The organism is Yeosuana marina, from assembly GCF_011762485.1.
In the GTDB taxonomy this organism is placed as follows: Bacteria; Bacteroidota; Bacteroidia; order Flavobacteriales; family Flavobacteriaceae; genus Yeosuana; species Yeosuana marina.
This window is the reverse complement of record NZ_JAAKGI010000037.1, coordinates 240,911-260,778: the sequence shown is the minus strand read 5'-3', so window position 1 is coordinate 260,778 and position 19,868 is coordinate 240,911. Positions and strand designations below refer to the sequence as shown.

18 protein-coding genes are annotated in these 19,868 nt (G+C 32.9%); 5 read left to right on the top strand and 13 right to left on the bottom strand.

Annotated features, from left to right (window positions below):
- Nucleotides 1-43 precede the first annotated feature (43 nt).
- The 12 genes from ftsA to mraZ form a co-directional block, all read right to left on the bottom strand.
- Entirely contained in the window at nucleotides 44-1,351 is a 1,308-nt protein-coding gene (gene ftsA, locus G5V56_RS16845) for a cell division protein FtsA (protein WP_166967268.1), read from the bottom strand.
- A 3-nt stretch (nucleotides 1,352-1,354) separates the two neighbouring features.
- On the bottom strand, nucleotides 1,355-2,047 hold the full coding sequence (locus tag G5V56_RS16840) for a cell division protein FtsQ/DivIB (protein WP_317166447.1): 693 nt from the start codon (nucleotides 2,045-2,047) through the stop codon (nucleotides 1,355-1,357).
- Between the two features lie 16 nt (nucleotides 2,048-2,063).
- Nucleotides 2,064-3,416 carry a UDP-N-acetylmuramate--L-alanine ligase gene (gene murC / locus G5V56_RS16835; protein ID WP_166967264.1) on the bottom strand — a complete coding sequence of 451 codons (1,353 nt, stop codon included), beginning with the start codon at nucleotides 3,414-3,416 and terminating at the stop codon, nucleotides 2,064-2,066.
- Between the two features lies 1 nt (nucleotide 3,417).
- The gene (gene murG / locus G5V56_RS16830) at nucleotides 3,418-4,524 is read right to left on the bottom strand and encodes an undecaprenyldiphospho-muramoylpentapeptide beta-N-acetylglucosaminyltransferase (RefSeq protein WP_166967262.1); all 1,107 of its coding nucleotides are present in this window, start codon (nucleotides 4,522-4,524) and stop codon (nucleotides 3,418-3,420) included.
- Nucleotides 4,525-4,537: 13 nt separating this feature from the next.
- Nucleotides 4,538-5,731: an FtsW/RodA/SpoVE family cell cycle protein gene (locus G5V56_RS16825; protein WP_166967261.1), complete on the bottom strand. Its 1,194-nt coding sequence runs from the start codon at nucleotides 5,729-5,731 to the stop codon at nucleotides 4,538-4,540.
- Nucleotides 5,732-5,763: 32 nt separating this feature from the next.
- On the bottom strand, nucleotides 5,764-7,095 hold the full coding sequence (murD, locus tag G5V56_RS16820) for a UDP-N-acetylmuramoyl-L-alanine--D-glutamate ligase (RefSeq protein ID WP_166967259.1): 1,332 nt from the start codon (nucleotides 7,093-7,095) through the stop codon (nucleotides 5,764-5,766).
- Nucleotides 7,096-8,337 (bottom strand): phospho-N-acetylmuramoyl-pentapeptide-transferase, encoded by a 1,242-nt coding sequence (gene mraY, locus G5V56_RS16815; protein ID WP_166967257.1) that lies wholly within the window; start codon nucleotides 8,335-8,337, stop codon nucleotides 7,096-7,098.
- A complete protein-coding gene (locus G5V56_RS16810; RefSeq protein WP_166967255.1) occupies nucleotides 8,338-9,801 on the bottom strand; it encodes a UDP-N-acetylmuramoyl-L-alanyl-D-glutamate--2,6-diaminopimelate ligase in 1,464 nt (487 codons plus the stop codon).
- Nucleotides 9,798-11,744, bottom strand: coding sequence for a penicillin-binding protein (locus G5V56_RS16805; RefSeq protein WP_166967300.1), 1,947 nt, complete (start codon nucleotides 11,742-11,744; stop codon nucleotides 9,798-9,800). Before G5V56_RS16805 ends, G5V56_RS16810 begins: the two co-directional genes overlap by 4 nt.
- Nucleotides 11,745-11,808: 64 nt before the next feature.
- A complete protein-coding gene (locus G5V56_RS16800) occupies nucleotides 11,809-12,123 on the bottom strand; it encodes an FtsL-like putative cell division protein (protein WP_166967253.1) in 315 nt (104 codons plus the stop codon).
- A complete protein-coding gene (rsmH, locus tag G5V56_RS16795; RefSeq protein ID WP_166967251.1) occupies nucleotides 12,124-13,020 on the bottom strand; it encodes a 16S rRNA (cytosine(1402)-N(4))-methyltransferase RsmH in 897 nt (298 codons plus the stop codon).
- Nucleotides 13,007-13,477, bottom strand: coding sequence for a division/cell wall cluster transcriptional repressor MraZ (gene mraZ, locus G5V56_RS16790; RefSeq protein WP_166967249.1), 471 nt, complete (start codon nucleotides 13,475-13,477; stop codon nucleotides 13,007-13,009). The genes rsmH and mraZ overlap by 14 nt, the downstream gene beginning before the upstream one ends.
- Nucleotides 13,478-13,773: 296 nt before the next feature.
- On the opposite strand from mraZ, the gene G5V56_RS16785 reads away from it, so the two are divergent.
- A complete protein-coding gene (locus G5V56_RS16785) occupies nucleotides 13,774-14,538 on the top strand; it encodes an alpha/beta fold hydrolase (protein WP_166967298.1) in 765 nt (254 codons plus the stop codon).
- A 68-nt stretch (nucleotides 14,539-14,606) separates the two neighbouring features.
- Nucleotides 14,607-15,218, top strand: a complete 612-nt coding sequence (gene yihA, locus G5V56_RS16780) for a ribosome biogenesis GTP-binding protein YihA/YsxC (RefSeq protein WP_166967247.1) — start codon at nucleotides 14,607-14,609, stop codon at nucleotides 15,216-15,218.
- 103 nt (nucleotides 15,219-15,321) lie between these two features.
- Here yihA and G5V56_RS16775 read toward each other — a convergent pair whose 3' ends face one another.
- A complete protein-coding gene (locus tag G5V56_RS16775; RefSeq protein ID WP_166967245.1) occupies nucleotides 15,322-17,457 on the bottom strand; it encodes a carboxy terminal-processing peptidase in 2,136 nt (711 codons plus the stop codon).
- 231 nt (nucleotides 17,458-17,688) lie between these two features.
- On the opposite strand from G5V56_RS16775, the gene surE reads away from it, so the two are divergent.
- The 3 genes from surE to lpxB are packed head-to-tail and all read left to right on the top strand — an operon-like array spanning nucleotide 17,689 to nucleotide 19,865.
- On the top strand, nucleotides 17,689-18,465 hold the full coding sequence (gene surE, locus G5V56_RS16770; protein WP_166967243.1) for a 5'/3'-nucleotidase SurE: 777 nt from the start codon (nucleotides 17,689-17,691) through the stop codon (nucleotides 18,463-18,465).
- The gene (locus tag G5V56_RS16765; RefSeq protein WP_166967241.1) at nucleotides 18,458-18,742 is read left to right on the top strand and encodes a hypothetical protein; all 285 of its coding nucleotides are present in this window, start codon (nucleotides 18,458-18,460) and stop codon (nucleotides 18,740-18,742) included. The genes surE and G5V56_RS16765 overlap by 8 nt, the downstream gene beginning before the upstream one ends.
- Nucleotides 18,743-18,752: 10 nt before the next feature.
- The gene (gene lpxB, locus G5V56_RS16760; RefSeq protein WP_166967239.1) at nucleotides 18,753-19,865 is read left to right on the top strand and encodes a lipid-A-disaccharide synthase; all 1,113 of its coding nucleotides are present in this window, start codon (nucleotides 18,753-18,755) and stop codon (nucleotides 19,863-19,865) included.
- The last annotated feature ends 3 nt before the right edge of the window (nucleotides 19,866-19,868 follow it).

Sequence of the window (19,868 nt, the reverse complement as noted above, 5' to 3'; positions counted from 1 at the left end):
TTTCTTTTATGTTATTCAATGGATGATTTCTTTATAAAAATTTTTATTCTGCGTTATCTAAAAAGTCTTTAACTCGTTCCGTTAACTTATCAAGAAAGGATCGCCTTGGTTGCGTTGGTTTATCCTCGATAACGTCTTCGGGTTTTATATCTTCTAGTTTTACTTCTTCAACTGTATCTAAATGTTTTCGTTCTTGTCGTTTTAGACCATCAAGCACCAAACCAACGGCGGTTGCATATAACGGACTTGTTACATCATCATCACTATCTCCAGCTAAATGCTCATTTGGAAATCCAATTCTAGTGTCCATGCCTGTAATGTATTCAACTAACTGCTTAAGATGTTTAAGTTGCGCTCCTCCACCTGTTAGCACGATACCAGCAATTAACTTTTTCTTTTGCTCTTCGTGACCGTAATTTTTAATTTCTACATACACTTGTTCTACAATTTCAACAACTCGGGCATGTATAATTTTTGATAGATTTTTTAAGGTGATTTCTTTAGGTTCTCTTCCTCGTAATCCCGGAATAGAGACTATCTCGTTATCTTTATTTTCTCCTGGCCATGCAGAACCAAATTTTATTTTTAATAATTCGGCTTGCTTTTCAATAATGGAACAGCCTTCTTTGATGTCTTCAGTAATCACATTACCGCCAAAAGGAATCACCGCTGTATGACGAATGATACCGTCTCTAAAAATCGCCAAATCTGTAGTACCTCCACCTATATCAATCAAAGCAACTCCAGCTTCTTTTTCCTCTTGACTCAATACAGCATTTGCAGATGCTAAAGGTTCTAATGTAATGCCTTCTAAATTTAAGCCTGCACTTTGAACACAACGACCAATATTTCTAATGGATGACACTTGACCAACTACTACGTGAAAATTGGCTTCTAATCGTCCACCATACATACCAATAGGTTCCTTGATTTCCGCTTGTCCATCAACCTTATATTCCTGAGGAAGTACATGAATAATTTCTTCTCCTGGAAGCATGACTAACTTATGAACCTGATTGATAAGTTTATCTATATCATTTTCATCAATTACTGTGTCAGAATTTGGTCTTGTGATATAATCACTATGCTGCAAACTACGAATATGTTGTCCTGCAATACCAACAGTAACTCCTTCTATTTTAATTTCTGAAGCTGTTTCTGCCTCTAAAACGGCTTGTTGAATAGACTGAATGGTTTGCGTGATATTATTTACCACTCCACGATGAACCCCTAAACTTTTAGATTTTCCTATACCTAAAATTTCTACTTTCCCGTATTCATTTTTACGACCAATCATAGCCACAATTTTTGTGGTTCCTATGTCTAATCCTACTGCTATATTATGCTCCATGGTTTACGTTTTGGTACATACTACTTGGTTATCAAATTGTAAATTGACTTTACTGTAACTATTAAGTGTTTTTTCCTTTAGACCTTTTTGGTAAAACGCTTTCAGGTTATTTATTTTTTTATCTAAAAAATTAAGATTACCTAATTGAACCAAAAAATCGCACTGGCGAAGTTTTAAACAAATCGTTTTGTTTGGATTCTGATGGATTTCAACAACATTTTTCATTAAAAAATCATCATTTTTAACTTTATTCGCAACTGTAAAAACATTTTTTAAATCGTTCTTTTTAACATAGCCCGTAACAATAGGCACCCTAGCCGTATAATTTTTTGATAATGGCATATACAAACCATCGTCATCAATATAAAAAGACTCCGCGGTGCTTACTCTTGCAATAGGCGTTTTTTGTTCAACATCAGCCTTAAGTATCCCATTTACAGAAACATAGACCTCAGCCGATTTAATCATTGGATTAGAATTTAGGGACTTCTCTAATTGATTCAAATCTAAAGTTTCTTTTGCCAATTTTTTAACACTCTGTTGATTTTGTATTAACAATTTACTAACAGTCTCATGAGTGATAAATAAATTATTCTTACCCACAAAACTGATATCAATTTCAGACACTTTACGCGATTCATTTCTAACCGTAGCAAAGGCAAATAGAAATATTACCAAGCTCAATAAAGCAATCATCTTTATGTAATTCCAGTTAACTCGCAATGCTAAATTCTTTTTTAATATGTTTTACTTCTTCACCTATATCACCAGCTCCAATAGTTAGCAAAATTTGTGCTTTACTCTCATGTATTTTAGACATCAATTCTGCTTTACTTACCAATTGTTTGTTTTCGCTTTTTATTTTGCTCAGCAACCATTCCGAGGTAATTCCTTCAATAGGCAGCTCTCTTGCTGGATAAATATCTAATAACAATAACTCATCAAATCGGGATAAGCTTGCTGCAAAATCATCAGCAAAATCTCTAGTTCTACTATATAAATGTGGTTGAAAAACAGCTAGTACTTTTTTGTTAGGATACATTTCCCTAACGGCTTGATGCACTGCATTAATTTCTTCCGGATGATGTGCATAATCATCAATAAAAACAAAATCATTTGTTTTTATATGATAGGTAAATCTCCGTTTAACCCCTTTGTATAATGCTAAAGCTTTGGCGAGCTGCTGGTGAGGGCAACCATACTCTACAGCCATCGCCAAGGCTATTAATGCATTCGACAAATTATGTCTACCAGGCAGGTTAAAAACTAAATTTTTAAGCACCGTTTTTGGTGTTTTTACATCAAAAACATAGGCGCCATTTTCTATCTTTATATTTTGAACGGAGTAGTCTGAATCATCTTCAATACCGTAAGTAATTCCTTGTAATGGCAATCCGTTTTTCACAAATAGTTTTCCGTTAGGTTTGACTCGTTTGGAAAAATCGTTGAATGATTGTATTAAATGTGAGGCATCTCCGTATATATCTAAGTGATCGGCATCCATAGACGTTATGCAAGCCAGATCTGGTGATAGCGTTAAAAAAGAGCGATCAAATTCATCAGCCTCTACAACCGAAACTTCGGTTCCGCTTAAAATTAAATTTGAATTATAATTTTCGCTAATACCACCTAAAAATGCCGTTAAAGGCACATTGCATTCAAATAATAAATGTGCCAAAATACTGGTTGTAGTAGTCTTTCCATGGGTTCCTGCGACAGCCAAACAAAAGGTGTGTTCTGTTATTAACCCCAACACTTCTGACCGCTTTAGAACCTTAAATCCATTGGCTTTAAAATATTTTAACTCACTATGATTTTTAGGAACTGCTGGTGTATAAACTACGAGTGTATTTTCTGAATTCAAAAACTTTTCATCAACGAGTTTTACAGAGTCTTCAAAATGAATTTTAATTCCGTGTTCTAACAAACTATTGGTTAACTCAGTAGATGTTTTATCATAACCAGCAACAACTTTGTTATTCGCATGAAAATATCGGGCCAAGGCACTCATACCTATACCACCAATACCAATAAAATACACGTTATGTATGTTGTTAAAATTCATTTTATTTGTTTAGAAGTTTAATAACTTCATCTCTAATATCTTTTGTTGCGTTTACCAACGCTATTTTTTTAATGTTTGTTCCTAATTTTTTTTGCTTTTCTGGTGATTGGACTAATTGTGAAAATTTATTTTCAAAATCAACATCTAAATCACCTTCTTTAATAATCATAGCAGCGTCTTTTTCAACTATGGCCATCGCATTTTTTGTTTGATGATCTTCGGCCACATTAGGCGACGGAATAAAAATTACAGGTTTACCAACAATACATAATTCTGAAACCGAGCTAGCTCCTGCTCTAGAAATAATAATATCTGCCGCCGCATAAGCAAAATCCATATTATTTAAAAACGGATACACTTGAATATCTTTCGTGTTGTTATAAATTTTATATTGAGAATAATATAGTTTACCACATTGCCAAATAACCTGCACATTTTGCATGTCTAAAAAGTCTAATTCTTTTTCAATTAAACTGTTAATATTTCTGGCTCCTAAACTTCCGCCTAAAACTAACAAGGTATATTTGCCATGTTTTAAATTGAAAAAATTCTTAGCCTCAACCGTTTTACTATCTATATTTAGTAAATCCTGACGAACAGGATTACCGGTTTTTATTATTTTATGTTTTGGAAAAAACCGTTCTAAATTATCATATGCCACACAGATTTTTTGAACTTTTTTAGCCAATAATTTGTTTGTGATTCCTGGATAAGAATTTTGTTCTTGTATTAAGCAAGGAATATGTTTTGAAGCAGCTATGTATAATAATGGTCCGCTCGCAAACCCTCCAGTTCCTATAGCAATATCTGGCTTAAACGATTTTACTATCTTTCTTGCATTCCATAAACTACTAATAAGTTTAAACGGAAACATGGCATTTTTCAATGTTAGACTTCTTTGAATACCTGAAATCCATAACCCTTTTATATCATACCCAGCTTGGGGTACTTTTTCCATTTCCATTCTATCTTTAGCACCAACAAACAAAAACTCAGCATTAGGAAATGCTTCTTTCAAACTATTAGCAATAGCAATAGCGGGATAAATATGTCCTCCTGTACCACCTCCTGAAAGAATAATTTTATATGTTTTTTGTTTTTCTGACACTACCTTATCAATATTAAATTGTTTCTGATAAAATTTCTAAAGGATTATCCTCATTGTTTTCAAATTCTTTTATTTCTTCTCGTTTTGCACTGACGCTTAATATTATACCAATTGCCAAACACGTCATCCAAATAGAGGTTCCTCCACTACTAATCAACGGTAATGTTTGTCCTGTTACGGGGAACAACTCCACCGCCACCGCCATATTAATTAAGGCTTGGAACACAATAGGAAGTCCGACACCAAGTACTAAGAGTTTTCCGAAAATAGTATCGGCTTTTTGGGCTGCAATAACTATTCTAAAAAGCAACCACATATACAAAATGATCAAGGACACGCCTCCTATTAACCCATATTCTTCAATAATAATGGCAAAAATGAAATCGGATGATGATTGAGGCAAAAAATTCTTTTGAATACTTTTTCCCGGACCTACACCTTGTATATAACCAGAGGCAATAGCAATTTTAGCCTTTTCAATTTGATAATCAGCTTCAGTATCATCACCATTAGTAAAACTATCCAATCGACTCATCCAAGTATCAACTCTATTTGGCATTGCATCAGGAAATGCCTTAGCAATCAAAACAAATAATGCCAAACTTAAAACTCCCACTCCTAAAATGGCCAACAGATAGCGTATAGGATATCCTCCTAAAAAAACCAACATAACAACCATAACAAACATAATGGCTGCTGTTGAAAAGTTTGCTGGCAAAATCAAAATTAATACTAAAAAAACAGGCAACCACAGGGGCAAGATGGAAGCCTTAAATGTTATGTCTTTATCCTGTATTTTAGACATGTATCTAGCTACATATACCATCAAAACAACTGATGCTAAAGTGGATGTTTGAAACGACATACCTACAATAGGTATTTGTATCCATCTACTAGCATTAGCGCCTTCAATAGTAATTCCTTGAACCATCGTTACAACCAACAACACCAAAACGATAGGAATCATAATTAAGGATAATCCTCTAAAATATCTATATGGAATTTTATGAACACCATACATAATAACAAACCCTAAAAACAGATGCATAAAATGCTTAACAAAAAATGAAAACGTACTTGTATTACCTCCTGAGTAAGCTAAATTACTGGCAGCACTGTACACAGGAAGGAATGAGAATATTGCCAGCAACGCTACAATAGCCCAAATTAATCGATCTCCTTTTATGTTATTAAACAATGCTTGCATCTATTTCTAGTCTTATTCTTTCAATCTTACTTTTATAAATTTCTTACCGCGTTTTTAAATTGGCGGCCTCTATCTTCATAGTTTTCAAACAAATCAAAACTGGCACATGCGGGAGACAACAAAACAGAATCTCCAGATTCAGCAATTTTATATGCAATCTTAACTGCTTCACTCATAAACTGCGTTTCAACTATAATATCTACCATATTACCAAACGTGTGTAATAGTTTTTCATTATCAACACCTAAACAAATAATAGCCTTTACTTTTTCATTAACAAAAGGAAACAACTCCTCGTAATTATTGCCCTTATCTTGCCCGCCAACAATCCACACTGTTGGTGTATCCATACTTTCTAAAGCGTAATATGTTGCATTCACATTGGTTGCTTTTGAGTCGTTGATGTATTGCACTTTATTAATCTTTAACACCTGCTCTAAACGATGCTCAACGCCTTGAAAATTCTCTAGACTTTCCCTTATTGTTTGCTTTCTAATTTTTAATAAATGAGCTACTGTTGAAGCAGCCATCGCATTTTTGATATTGTGTTTTCCTTCTAAAGCAAGATTTGATGCTGGCATAATTATTTGGTTGTTATCTATTGTTATTGTTATGTTATTATTTTTAAAATACGCACCATTTTCAATAGTTTTTGTTAATGAAAATGGCAATAATGTCGATTGAACGCTGTTATTTTTAAACCAGTCCGCGATCACTTCATCGTCGGCATCATAAATCAAATAATCATCTTTTGTTTGATTCTCTGCAATTCTGAATTTTGCAGCAATATAGTTTTCAAACTTATAATCATAGCGATCTAAATGATCTGGTGTAATGTTTGTAATGATGGCGATATGCGGTTTAAAATCTACAATATCATCTAACTGAAAACTGCTGATTTCTAACACATAGTTTTTATAATCTTCCTCAAGAATTTGTTTTGCAAAACTGTCACCAATATTTCCCGCTAATCCCACATTTAATTCCTGTTTAAGAATATGATGTGTTAATGTTGCTGTTGTTGTTTTACCGTTACTACCTGTAATTCCAACTAGGGTTGCACTGGTATATTTTGCTGCAAATTCAATTTCAGAAACTATCAAAATACCATTCGCTCTTAGTTGTTTTACTAACGGAACTTTATCTGGTATTCCAGGGCTTTTCATTACAAGATTTGCATTCAGAATTTTTGACTCTGTATGCTGACCTTCTTCCCATTCAATCTCATTATGTATAAGAACGTTTTTATATTTTTCTTTAATGACTCCTTTATCTGAAACAAAAACCTCAAAGCCTTTTGCCTTTGCTAAAAGCGCTGTTCCTACTCCACTTTCTCCTCCTCCTAGAATCACTAACCGTTTCATCTATCTAATTTTCAAAGTCACTATGGATATGATTGCTAACAAAATGCCCACAATCCAAAACCTAGTTACTATTTTACTTTCGTGATATCCCATTTTTTGATAATGATGATGCAATGGCGACATTTTAAATATGCGTCGTCCTTCTCCATATTTCTTCTTGGTATATTTAAAATAACTGACCTGCATGACCACCGATAAATTTTCTGCTAAAAAGATGCCGCACAACACAGGTATTAACCATTCTTTTCTAACAGCGATTGCAATAACCGCTATAATTCCTCCAATAGTTAGACTTCCAGTATCACCCATAAAAACTTGAGCAGGATAGGTGTTATACCATAGAAACCCAATAAGCGCTCCTACAAAAGCTGCGATGTAAATTGTAATTTCCTCAACTCTTGGTATGTACATGATATTGAGGTAATCAGAGAAAATAATGTTACCAGATATCCATGCAAAAATCCCTAAAGTAAGAACAATAATAGCAGACGTTCCTGCTGCTAAACCATCAATTCCATCCGTTAAATTTGCTCCATTTGAAACGGCTGTGATAATAAATATGGATACTACAATAAAAATAATCCAGGCATACTTATCTAAACTTGGACTTATCCAAGTAATCAAGTCGGCATAATCAAACTCGTTTTCCTTAAAAAAAGGAATGGTTGTTTTAGTTGACTTTTCTTCTTCTTTAAATAATTTTGAAGGTGGTGTTTTAGGATCTTTCGCCAATATTTCTTGTTGCATAGAAACTGGCAGCTTTTCTTTAATAGTAACATCTTTATTAAAGTACAAACTAGCTCCAATGATAATTCCTAAACCAACTTGCCCTAAAACCTTAAATTTTCCTTTTAAGCCTTCTTTGTCTTTTTTAAATTTTTTAATATAGTCATCTATAAACCCAATAGTACCCATCCAGATTGTGGTAATAATGAGAAGAATTACATAAATATTCTCCAACTTAGCTAACAAACAAACAGGTATTAAAGTCGCCAGAATAATTATGATACCTCCCATAGTTGGTGTACCCGCCTTTTCTTGTTGACCTTCAAGACCTAAATCTCTAATACTTTCGCCTACTTGCTGTTTTTGCAAAAATCGAATAATCCGTTTACCGTATATTGTAGATATTAGCAGTGACAAAATCATAGCTAAAGCCGCCCTAAAGGTTAAATACCCAAAAAGCGATGCTCCAGGAAACTGGAATTGTTTTTCTAAATATTCAAATACGTAATACAACATCTATTTTTGTAACTGTTTTAAAAATTCTTGAACAATTTTATAATCATCAAAATCAAAGCGTTCTCCTTTAATTTCCTGATAGGTTTCATGCCCCTTTCCTGCTATAAGAATAATATCATTGGGCTTTGCTAATTGACAGGCGGTTTTAATAGCCTGTTTTCTGTCTACTATAGAAACTACTTTTTTTACATTATGAGGCTCTACGCCTTTTTCAATTTCATTTATGATGGTTTCTGGAACTTCACTTCTAGGATTATCACTAGTGAAAATAACTTTAGTACTTAAGGTTGATGCAATATTTCCCATAGTTGGTCGCTTGGTTTTATCTCTATCACCCCCACAACCAACTACTGTAATTAATTCTTCATTCTTAGTTCGGATACTATTGATGGTTTCCAATACATTTTTAAGAGCATCTGGCGTATGCGCATAATCAACGATAGCCGTAATATTTTCACTAGAAATTAAGTACTGAAAACGACCGCTCACACTTTCTAAAACACTTATTAATTGGAGAATTTCATTTTTAGGAAGTCCTAATAATTCAGCCGTTCCATAAATAGCTAATATGTTGTAAGCATTAAAATTACCAATGAGTCGCGTCCAAACTTCACTCTCATTAATTTTTAGTAATAAGCCCCTAAATTCATTCTCTAAAATCTGTACTCTAAAGTCTGCATAGGTTTTTAAAGCATAGGTATATTTTCTAGCTTGCGTATTTTGAAGCATTACCAACCCGTTCTTATCGTCAACATTTACTAACGCAAATGCCGTTGATGGTAGCTTATCAAAAAAAGATTTTTTTACATCTCTATATTCGGCAAACGTTTTATGATAGTCTAAATGATCATGTGTTATATTAGTAAAAATACCACCTTCAAAATGCAGTCCTTCTGTTCTATATTGATGAATACCGTGTGAGCTTGCTTCCATAAAGCAAAACTCTATACCTTCATCACTCATTTCTTTTAGATACTTGTTAATTGTTATAGAATCTGGCGTGGTATGAGTTGCTTTGTATTCTTTATTGTCAACCATGATTTTAACCGTTGAAAGTAATCCAACTTTAAAACCTGCTTTTTTAAATAGTTGATATAGTAAGGTTGCAACGGTCGTTTTTCCATTAGTTCCGGTAACACCTACTAGCTTTAAATTTTCTGATGGAACACCATAATAATTTGAAGCTATATAAGCCAATGCTTGTGAGGTGTTTTCAACTTCTACATAAGTAACATCGCTATGAAAAGTTTGTGGTAAATTTTCACAAACAACTGCTTTAGCACCTTTTTCAATAGCTTTTTCTATATAATTATGACCATCAACTAAAGTGCCTTTGATAGCTACAAAAACATCATTAGTATTAATATGTCTTGAATCAAAATGAATTGCATTCACATCTACTAATGTGCTCCCTACTACAGCATTGATAGTTACTTTATATAATATGTCTTTTAATGCTATCACGATACTTCTAATACTATGGTTTGATTTTTCTTTATTTTTTCTCCCTGCTTTATAGACTGCTTTTTTACAATACCAACACCTTCTATCTTAACTTTTAGGTCCATATTTTCCAAAAGCGCCAGTGCATCCATTGTTGGCAATCCAACAACATTGGGCATAATAGTTTTGTAGGTTTTTGCTATATTATAAAAGCTTCTATATTCTTTTTCAGTTGATTCAGAATCAATATCTAAAGATTCAACTTCATCAACTATTGGTGTATCTGTAAATATTTTTTGAGCAATTTTTTTAAATACCGGACCCGATACATCTGCTCCATAGTATCCTTTTTTAATACTAGGCTTATGTATAACCACAATACACGAATATTTTGGGTTTTCAGCTGGAAAATAACCAGCAAAAGAAGAGATGTATCGCTTGTTTTCCTTCCAATCATCCATCCAATATTCGGTTTGTGCCGTTCCTGTTTTTCCTGCCATAGAGAAGTAAGGTGAGTACAAAGATTTTCCTGTGCCGCGTTCAACCACATTCTTTAGCATCGCTTGCATTTCTTTTAAAGTCTCGTCAGAACATATTTTATTATTTATCTTACTGTCTTTAAAAGTTTTAATAACCTTATCCAGCGACTTAACTTCTCTAATAAATCTTGGTTTTACCATCACACCGTTATCAGCAATGGCATTATAAAATGTTAGTATTTGTAATGTTGTTAACCGTAAGTTATAACCGTAAGCCATAGATGGCAGCGCATTTTTACTCCAAATTTTATCACCTGGTTGCGGTATTACAGGTTTTCCTTCGCCTATAATTGGTAATCCCAAAGGCTTATCAAGATTCCACTCCTTTAAATGATCAACGAATCTTTTTGGATTTTTAGAATACCCATCATCAATAATAGTAGCCATACCTATATTTGACGAAACCTCGAGAATTCTAGCTGCAGAAATTTTTCCGTGACCATGAGTATCATAAATAGGCCTTCCATAAAACTGTTTGTATCCTAACTTGGTATCAATAACAGTAGAGGTATCAACCACCTTATCTTCTAAAGCCGCCAATAAAGCGATAACCTTAAATGTAGATCCTGGCTCAATTGATTCACCAACAGCGTAATTTAAACGTTCGTAATAATGACCATCTTTATTCCTTCCTAAATTTGAAATAGCTCGGATTTCCCCTGTTTTGGTTTCCATAACCACTACACAACCATGATCTGCTTCATATTCTTCAAGCTGCTCCAACAATGCATGATGTGCAATATCTTGGATATTAACATCAATCGTCGTATAAACGTCATATCCATCTTGTGGATCAACTTGATTATAATCTACAATAGGTTTCCATTGTCCCTTTCCTATTTGCTGTTTAGCACGTCTACCATCTTTTCCACGCAAATATTTTACACCATAAGCACCATCAATACCTGCTCGCGTTACATTACCGTCGTCATCAAAACGCTCGTAACCTATAGAACGCTGAGCAATAGCTCCCATGGGATGTTCACGCTTGGTGGTTTGTTCAACAATCAAACCTCCTTTAAATGCGCCAAGATTTAATAAAGGGAAATTCCTGAAACGGATATAATCTGAATACCCAATATTTCTAGCCAAGAGATAATACCTATTTTTATTTACTCTTGCTTTTCTTAGTTTATTTTGAAAGTAAGTTGACGATTTTCCGTAATAAACCGATAACGAATCGCATAGTGGTTTTAAATGCTTTTCAAATGTTCTATCAGAAGGTGTTAATGCATCAATTCTTATATCATATTTAGGGATTGATGTTGCTAACAAATTACCATTAACAGAATACACATTGCCTCTATTAGCAGGAATAACTACATTTTTTACAATTCGTTGTTCGGCTAAAGCTCTGTATTTATCGCCTTGAATAAATTGAATAGAAACCAATTTAAAGACCACAGCAAGACAGAACACAAACATACATCCTGCTGTGAAATACAATCTATTCAATATGTTCTTCTCGTTAGTTGCCAATATGACCTTATTATTGAGATTTAACTTTTATTTTTTTTGGAGGAATGACCGAGGGTACTATTCCTTTTTCTTTCATTTCATCAATTACTTTAGACTCCATTTTGAGTCGCATAAGTTTGGAACGACCGTCAATAAATTTTGATCGCATTTCATTCACTTCATTTTTCAAGCGCGCTATTTCATAAACTTTTTTATCTGCACTATGCGAACTTGCAATCATTACTATAGCCAACACAGAGAAAAAAATGATCACTCTCCAATTTTTAAAAGAATCATCACTAACCAAAAAGGTTCCCTTTAAGATGCTATAGATACTTTTTTTCATTTATAATTTTTCTGCTATACGAAGTTTTGCACTTCTAGCTCTACTATTACTTTTTATTTCTTCTTTTGATGGTACTATTAAACCATTAACTTTTTTTAAAGGCACTTCAAAATTTCCAAACACATCTCGCTCTGGCTCCCCTTCAAACATTCCATTTCTAATAAAACGTTTCACTAATCTATCTTCCAAAGAGTGGTACGAAATAAAACTTAGTCGCCCTCCTTTTTTTAACAACTCTGGTGTTTGAACTAAAAACTCTTTTAACGCTTCAATTTCCTGATTCACTTCAATGCGAATGGCCTGATAAATTTGAGCCAACACTTTATTTTCATGTCTTGGTGGCAAAAACTTTTTTAAGACTGTTTTTAGTTGTTCACTTGTTTTTATTTCCTCTTCTTTTCTGTGCTCAACAATTACTCTTGCCATTGCTGCTGCAGCTCTTAATTCACCATATTGAGCAAACACTTGTTTTAATTGTTCTTCGTCATAATCATTAACCACATGAAATGCTGATAATTGATTTTTTTGATTCATCCGCATATCTAAATCAGCTTCAAAGCGTGTTGAAAATCCTCGATCCGCCACATCAAATTGATGTGAAGACACACCAAAATCAGCTAAAATACCATCCACTTCCTTAACCCCATAAAACCTTAAAAACCGCTTAACATGTCTAAAATTTTCATTGATTAACGTAAACCGTTCATCATCTATCGTATTTAAAAGAGCGTCTTGATCCTGATCAAAAGCAAGCAGTTTCCCTTTAGCACCTAATTGCTTTAATATTTCTTTACTATGACCGCCTCCACCAAAGGTTACATCAACATAAACACCATCTTCTTTTATATTTAAACCTTCAACAGTTTCTTTAAGCAGTACCGGATTATGATATTCCATAGTCTTCATCGTCTTGTCCCATAACCTCTTCTGCTAAATCAGCAAAGTCCCCTGTCGCGTCATCTATAGCTTGTTCATACTTGTCTTTATCCCATATTTCAATAATATTTATAGCAGAAGACAGCACAATATTTTTAGAAATTTCAGCAAAAACAGTTAAGTCCTTGGGTATTAATAAACGTCCATTAGAATCAATTTCAACAATCTTTACACCAGCGGTAAATCGACGAATAAAATCATTATTCTTTTTTTTAAACTTATTTAGTTTATTAATTTTCTGCATTAAAATCTCCCATTCGCTCATGGGATATAACTCTAAACACGACTGAAAGACAGCGCGCTTTAACACAAACCCGTTTTGCAACTCAGGATTTAGCTGCTTTTTTAACGCAGCAGGCAACATAAGTCTACCTTTGGCATCTACCTTACATTCGTATGTCCCTATTAATGAGTTCAAAACAGTTGATTAATGATTTATGTCTTTAAGATTCAAATATATTGAAAATTTTACCACATTTTACCACTTTCTACCACTTTGTTAATAAATTTTTGATTACACACATTAATATCTTGGCATTTTTTAAGCATAGCCTACTTAAACACTTGTTTTCAATAGGTTATAAAGTTTCTAACAAAAAGATTGTTACCATTAACATCTAATACAATAATTAATGCACTTAGAATTCACTTTAACGTATTGAAATATGAATGAATTAACTATATTTGTTTTAATGAAATGACCAACTATTATTTATAATGCATCTTTTAAAAAAAGAAAAAAATTACAGTTATATTGAGACAGGAGAAGGCACGCCAATTATAATATTGCATGGGCTGATGGGGGGATTAAGTAATTTTGATTCTGTAACTAAATATTTTAGTAAAAAAGGCTATCGGGTTATTATTCCAGAACTTCCTATTTACAGTATGTCATTGATAAAAACTAATGTAAAAAGTTTTGCCAAATACTTACATGATTTTATAGAGTTTAAAGAATTAGATAATGTTATTTTGCTAGGAAATTCTCTTGGAGGACACATTGGGCTTTACCATACTAAACTGTATCCAGAAAAAATAAAAGCCTTAGTAATTACAGGAAGTTCAGGTCTTTATGAAAGTGCCATGGGTGGAGGCTACACCAAACGAAGTGACTACGAGGTAATTAAAAAGAAATCTCAAGATGTTTTTTACGACCCTGAAGTAGCCACTAAAGAGATTGTTGACGAAGTATATGCCACAGTTAATGACAGAAACAAACTTATTAAAACATTAGCAATCGCTAAGAGTGCCATACGACATAATATGGCTAAGGATTTGCCAAAAATGAAAATTCCAACCTGTATTATTTGGGGTAAAAATGATAGTGTAACGCCACCTGAAGTAGCAGAGGAATTCAATAGTTTATTACCTGACGCTGATTTATATTGGATTGACAAATGCGGCCATGCAGCTATGATGGAACACCCTGAAGAATTTAATAAAATTCTTGAGTCTTGGTTAACAAAAAGAAACCTTTAGTTACTAATTGTAAGTTAATTAATCAACTTAATAACGGTTTATAATCTGAATAACTTAATTTGTAACTGATGCATATTAAATCTGCCGAATTTATAATGAGCAATTCTGATGTGGCAAAATGCCCTAATAACAGAATGCCCGAATATGCTTTTATTGGTAGAAGTAATGTTGGCAAATCATCACTTATTAATATGCTCACCAATAAAAAAAGTTTAGCAAAAACTTCTGGAAGACCGGGCAAGACACAACTTATTAATCATTTTTTAATTAATAAAAACTGGTATTTAGTAGATTTACCTGGCTATGGTTATGCCAAAGTTTCAAAAAGCGCTAAAAAAACATTTCAAAAATTTATAACACAATACTTTGCTTTACGTGAGCAATTAGTATCTGCTTTTGTATTGGTAGATATAAGGCATAAACCACAAACTATTGATTTAGAATTTATTCAATGGTTAGGAGAACATGCTATTCCGTTTTCCATTGTTTTTACCAAAGCCGATAAGTTAAAACCTAAAGCTATAGACAACCATGTTAAAGCCTATAAAGCCATTTTATTAGAAACTTGGGAAGATATGCCTAATTACTTTATAACATCATCATCTAACGAAACAGGTAAAGATGCTGTTCTAGATTATATTGACCATCTAAATAGCAATATGCTATTAGATTCCTTTTAAAGTTTAAACTCTCTTAGTTGTAATTTCTTTAATTATTAGAAATTAAAAATGCTCGATAAACCTAAGCTTATCGAGCATTTTTTAATACATACAACAAACTCTACTATTTATTTATTGTTGCCACTTTTTTAATATTGTAGGTTGTTTTCATATCTTCAAGCACATTGATAGCTTCTTCAACATAAACATCTCTACTTAAATTTTCATGCCAACGATCTCTTTTTTCTTTTAAGTCTGTTGTATCCTTAACAAAAAGATTTTTTTCATAAACAGGAGATTGGAATGTTAGATTTGTTTTATAATCAGCAATAGGATCAAAACGCTCAGCTTCTTTATCATTTACTTCCTGCTCTTCCTTAAATTTATTATAATTAAGTGGAACTACTTTTTCATCAATTTTCTTTTTAATCCACTTAGCATTTTCCTCTATAAGCTTTAATTGAGCATTATTACTCATGCGCTCTTTGCTGCTTTGTATTGTCTTATCATAATCAAAATAATTATTCCAAGTGGTATAATGAGCGGCATCAATCTCGTCCCAAGGTAATGGATTTGGTTTGTCTTTTTCTCCAACGTCAATATAACTAAATCGATCTGGAACCACCACATCACTTTTTACACCTTCTAACTGAACAGAACCTCCATTTATTCGATAATATTTTTGTGTTGTTAAGGCAAGTGCACCTAAATCTCCAGTGGTGTTATTTCTAACCCAATTGTTTAAATCTATGACATTTTGAACAGTCCCTTTACCATATGTTTGTTTGCTGCCAATTATTATAGCACGTTTGTAATCTTGCATGGCAGCAGACATAATTTCGGATGCAGAAGCAGATAATTCATTTACCAATATAACTAATGGTCCATCCCATGTTATAGATTTATCTTTATCCTCTAAAACGTGTTTTGGCTCTCCTGTTGAACGAACCTGAACCACTGGCCCATCTTCAATAAATAATCCGGCCATATCAACCACTGCTGGCAATGAGCCTCCTCCATTATTTCTCAAATCAAGAACAAGCCCTTGTATACCTTCCGCTTTCAAACGCTCTATTTCTTTTTTAACATCAGCTGCAGCATTTAACTTTTTATAATCATTAAAATCTAAATAAAAACTTGGAAGATCAATAACTCCAAATTTCATATTATCCTTTTCCACGACAGATGCTTTTGCATACGTTTCTTCAATCTCAATAACGTCTCTTGTTATAGTTATATCCTTTATAGAACCATCAACTTTTTTTACCGTTAATGTTACTTTAGTCCCTTTTGGACCTTTAATATATTTAATAGCATCTGTAAGGCGCATACCTACCACATTTACTGCATTTTTCTCATTTTCTTGTTTTACTTTTAGAATAACATCCTCAACTTCAAGCTCATTACTTCTCCAAGCTGGCCCTCCTGATATTAACTCAACAATCTTTATATGATCGTTTCGCTTTTGTAATCTTGCTCCGATACCCTCTAACTTTCCAGACATTTTTTGATCAAAATCTTCCTTATTCTTTGGCGCTAGATAATAGGTATGAGGATCGAATTCTTCAACAATAGTATTTACATAAATTGAAAACCAATCTTCTCTCTGTAAATCTTCGATATTATCATTAAAATATATGTTTATTGATTTTAAGGTTGATTCTCTTGCTTCCTTTTCAATTTCCTTTTGAGTTTTCATAACATATGATGGATCTTTCTTCTTTGCCATCTTCTCTTGCTCGTAGATATCGTCATAATTAGAAAGTGTAGAAAATTTAAGTTGTTGTCTCCAACGTTCTTTCATTTCGGCTTTTGTTTTAACATAGTCTACATGCTCGTAATCTGTGTTAAACATTTCGTCTTTAGAATAATCAAATGGTTCTGATAGAACCTCTTTGTAAAGTTGTTCAGCCTCTTTAATTCGCTTAAGCATTCTATCATAAGTTACATTAAAAAATGTAATGTCATTGGCTTTTAATTGGTCATCAATATTGGTTTCAAACTTTTTAAAATCATCAATATCAGACTGGTAAAAATATCTTTTTACCGGGTCTAAATTGCCAATATAATCAGAATACAATTCCTTTGAAAAAGCGTCATCAAAGGCTATAGGATCAAAGTGATATTGTTGCAAAACATGCGTTATTACTTGAACTAATAACTTATCTTTATCTGGATCGGCAAATGTTTTTGTAGTAAAACTACAAGACCCAAATGCCAGTAACAACACTAATAGTAATGCCTTATAGTTCCTTCTCATAATGTTTTTCATATTCTTTAAAAGTATTTAGCAATCATCCATCAAGACAACCATTTTTTTGAAGATTATCTTATTCAATTACGATGAAAAAAATTGTATGGTATTTTTTTTACTAAATTAAAGAAAAAACCATGCCAATAAAGCCAAGATATACTAATTTTTTGTTAAACCAAAGAAATTGAGTTATTACAATGGAAATTATGTATTTTAGCGATATTTTTATATTAAAATATGAGAGAAAGACCACTAATTTTAGTTACAAATGACGATGGTATTAGTGCTACAGGTATTAGAACTTTAATTGAGATAATGAATGAAATTGGAGATGTCGTTGTAGTTGCCCCAGACAGTCCTCAAAGTGGCATGGGGCATGCCATTACAATTGACTCTACATTATATGTTGAACGTGTTATTGTGGATAACGAAAAACAGCTTGAATATAGTTGTTCTGGAACACCTGCAGATTGTGTAAAACTTGGCATTAGAGAGGTTTTAGAGAGAAAACCAGACCTTTGTGTTTCTGGAATTAATCATGGTTCAAACTCATCTATTAATGTTATTTATTCAGGCACTATGAGCGCTGCTATAGAAGCCGGTATTGAAGGCATTCCTGCTATTGGATTTTCTTTACTTGATTATAAATGGAATGCAGATTTTAGTGCTTCGAAGCAATTTGTTAAAACAATCTCGAAAAACGTGCTAAAACATGGGCTTCCTTCTGGCATCATTCTTAATGTTAATATTCCTAACATTCCTAAAAAAGATATTAAAGGTGTTAAAATCTGTCGTCAAGCAAAAGCCAATTGGGTTGAAAAGTTTGATAAACGTAAAAATCCACAAGGAAAAGATTATTATTGGTTAACTGGAAAATTTGTGAATTTAGATCATGGAGAAGACACAGACGAGTGGGCTTTAGAAAACGGCTACGTTTCTGTAGTTCCTGTACAATTTGATTTAACTGCACATCATTATATTCAAAATTTAAACAGCTGGAATTTAAATGATTAAAAAAGAAATTTTTATCGGACTAATTGTTGGGTTAATTGCCAACGCCATAGGATTATTTATTGCTGCTTCTTTATTGGGAAATGGAGATAGTTTTTTAACTGTTATAAGAGCAGCTGCCTCTGAAGGTTTTTTAGGAAAACTTATAAGTCTCGGTGCCATTTTAAACCTAGTTGCTTTTTTTATTTTTATAAAAAAGAAACAAGACTACAGAGCTAGAGGTGTATTACTGATTACTGTATTTATTGCTATTTTTACATTTGTATTTAAATTTTTATAGGTCATTCTAAATGAATTATTATATCATTGCTGGGGAAGCGTCAGGTGATTTACATGGTTCAAACCTAATGAAAGCATTGCTTAAACAAGATGTTAATGCAAACTTTAGGTTTTGGGGAGGCGATCTCATGCAACAGGTTGGTGGCACTTTAGTAAAACACTACAAAGAACGTGCGTTTATGGGATTTGCAGAGGTTATTAAAAACCTATCAAAAATCTATAAAGACATTTCATTTTGTAAACATGACATTAAGGAATATAATCCAGATGTCATTATTTTTATTGACAATTCCGGCTTTAATTTACGTATTGCTAAATGGGCAAAACAGCAGAAATATAGAACTAATTATTATATTTCTCCTCAAGTATGGGCTTCTAGAGCGGGACGTGTAAAAGATATTAAACGTGATATCGATGCCATGTTCGTTATTTTGCCGTTTGTAGAAGCTTTCTATAAAAAATACGATTACAAAGTTACTTTTGTTGGTCATCCATTAATCGATGCTATTGCTGACAGAACACAAGTAGATGAATATGAATTTAGAGCTGAATATGAGCTTAGCGACAAACCCATTATAGCTTTATTACCTGGAAGCCGAAAGCAAGAAATAAAAAATATGCTTTCTGTGATGTTAAGTTTGGTAGACTCTTACCCCAATTACGAATTTGTGATTGCGGGAGCGCCTAGCCAAGATTATGAGTTCTATCAAACGTTTATAAAAGCTTCAAACGTTAAATTTATAGCTAACAAGACCTATGATTTACTCAGCGTTTCTACTGCAGCTTTAGTTACTTCTGGAACAGCAACTTTGGAAACTGCTTTGTTTAAAGTACCTCAAGTAGTTTGTTATAAAGGTAGTACCATTTCATACCAAATTGCCAAACGCATTATAACTCTTAAATTTATATCATTAGTAAATCTTATTATGGATAAAGAAGTTGTTAAAGAACTTATCCAAAATGAATTTAATACTAAAAACTTAAAACGTGAACTTGATATAATTTTGGACCCATATGAGCGTACTAAATTCTTTATAAATTACTACGAATTAGAAAAAGTTCTTGGAGGAAAAGGTGCCAGTGAAAAAACAGCTAAACTAATTTTTAAGTCTCTTAAAGGATAAATT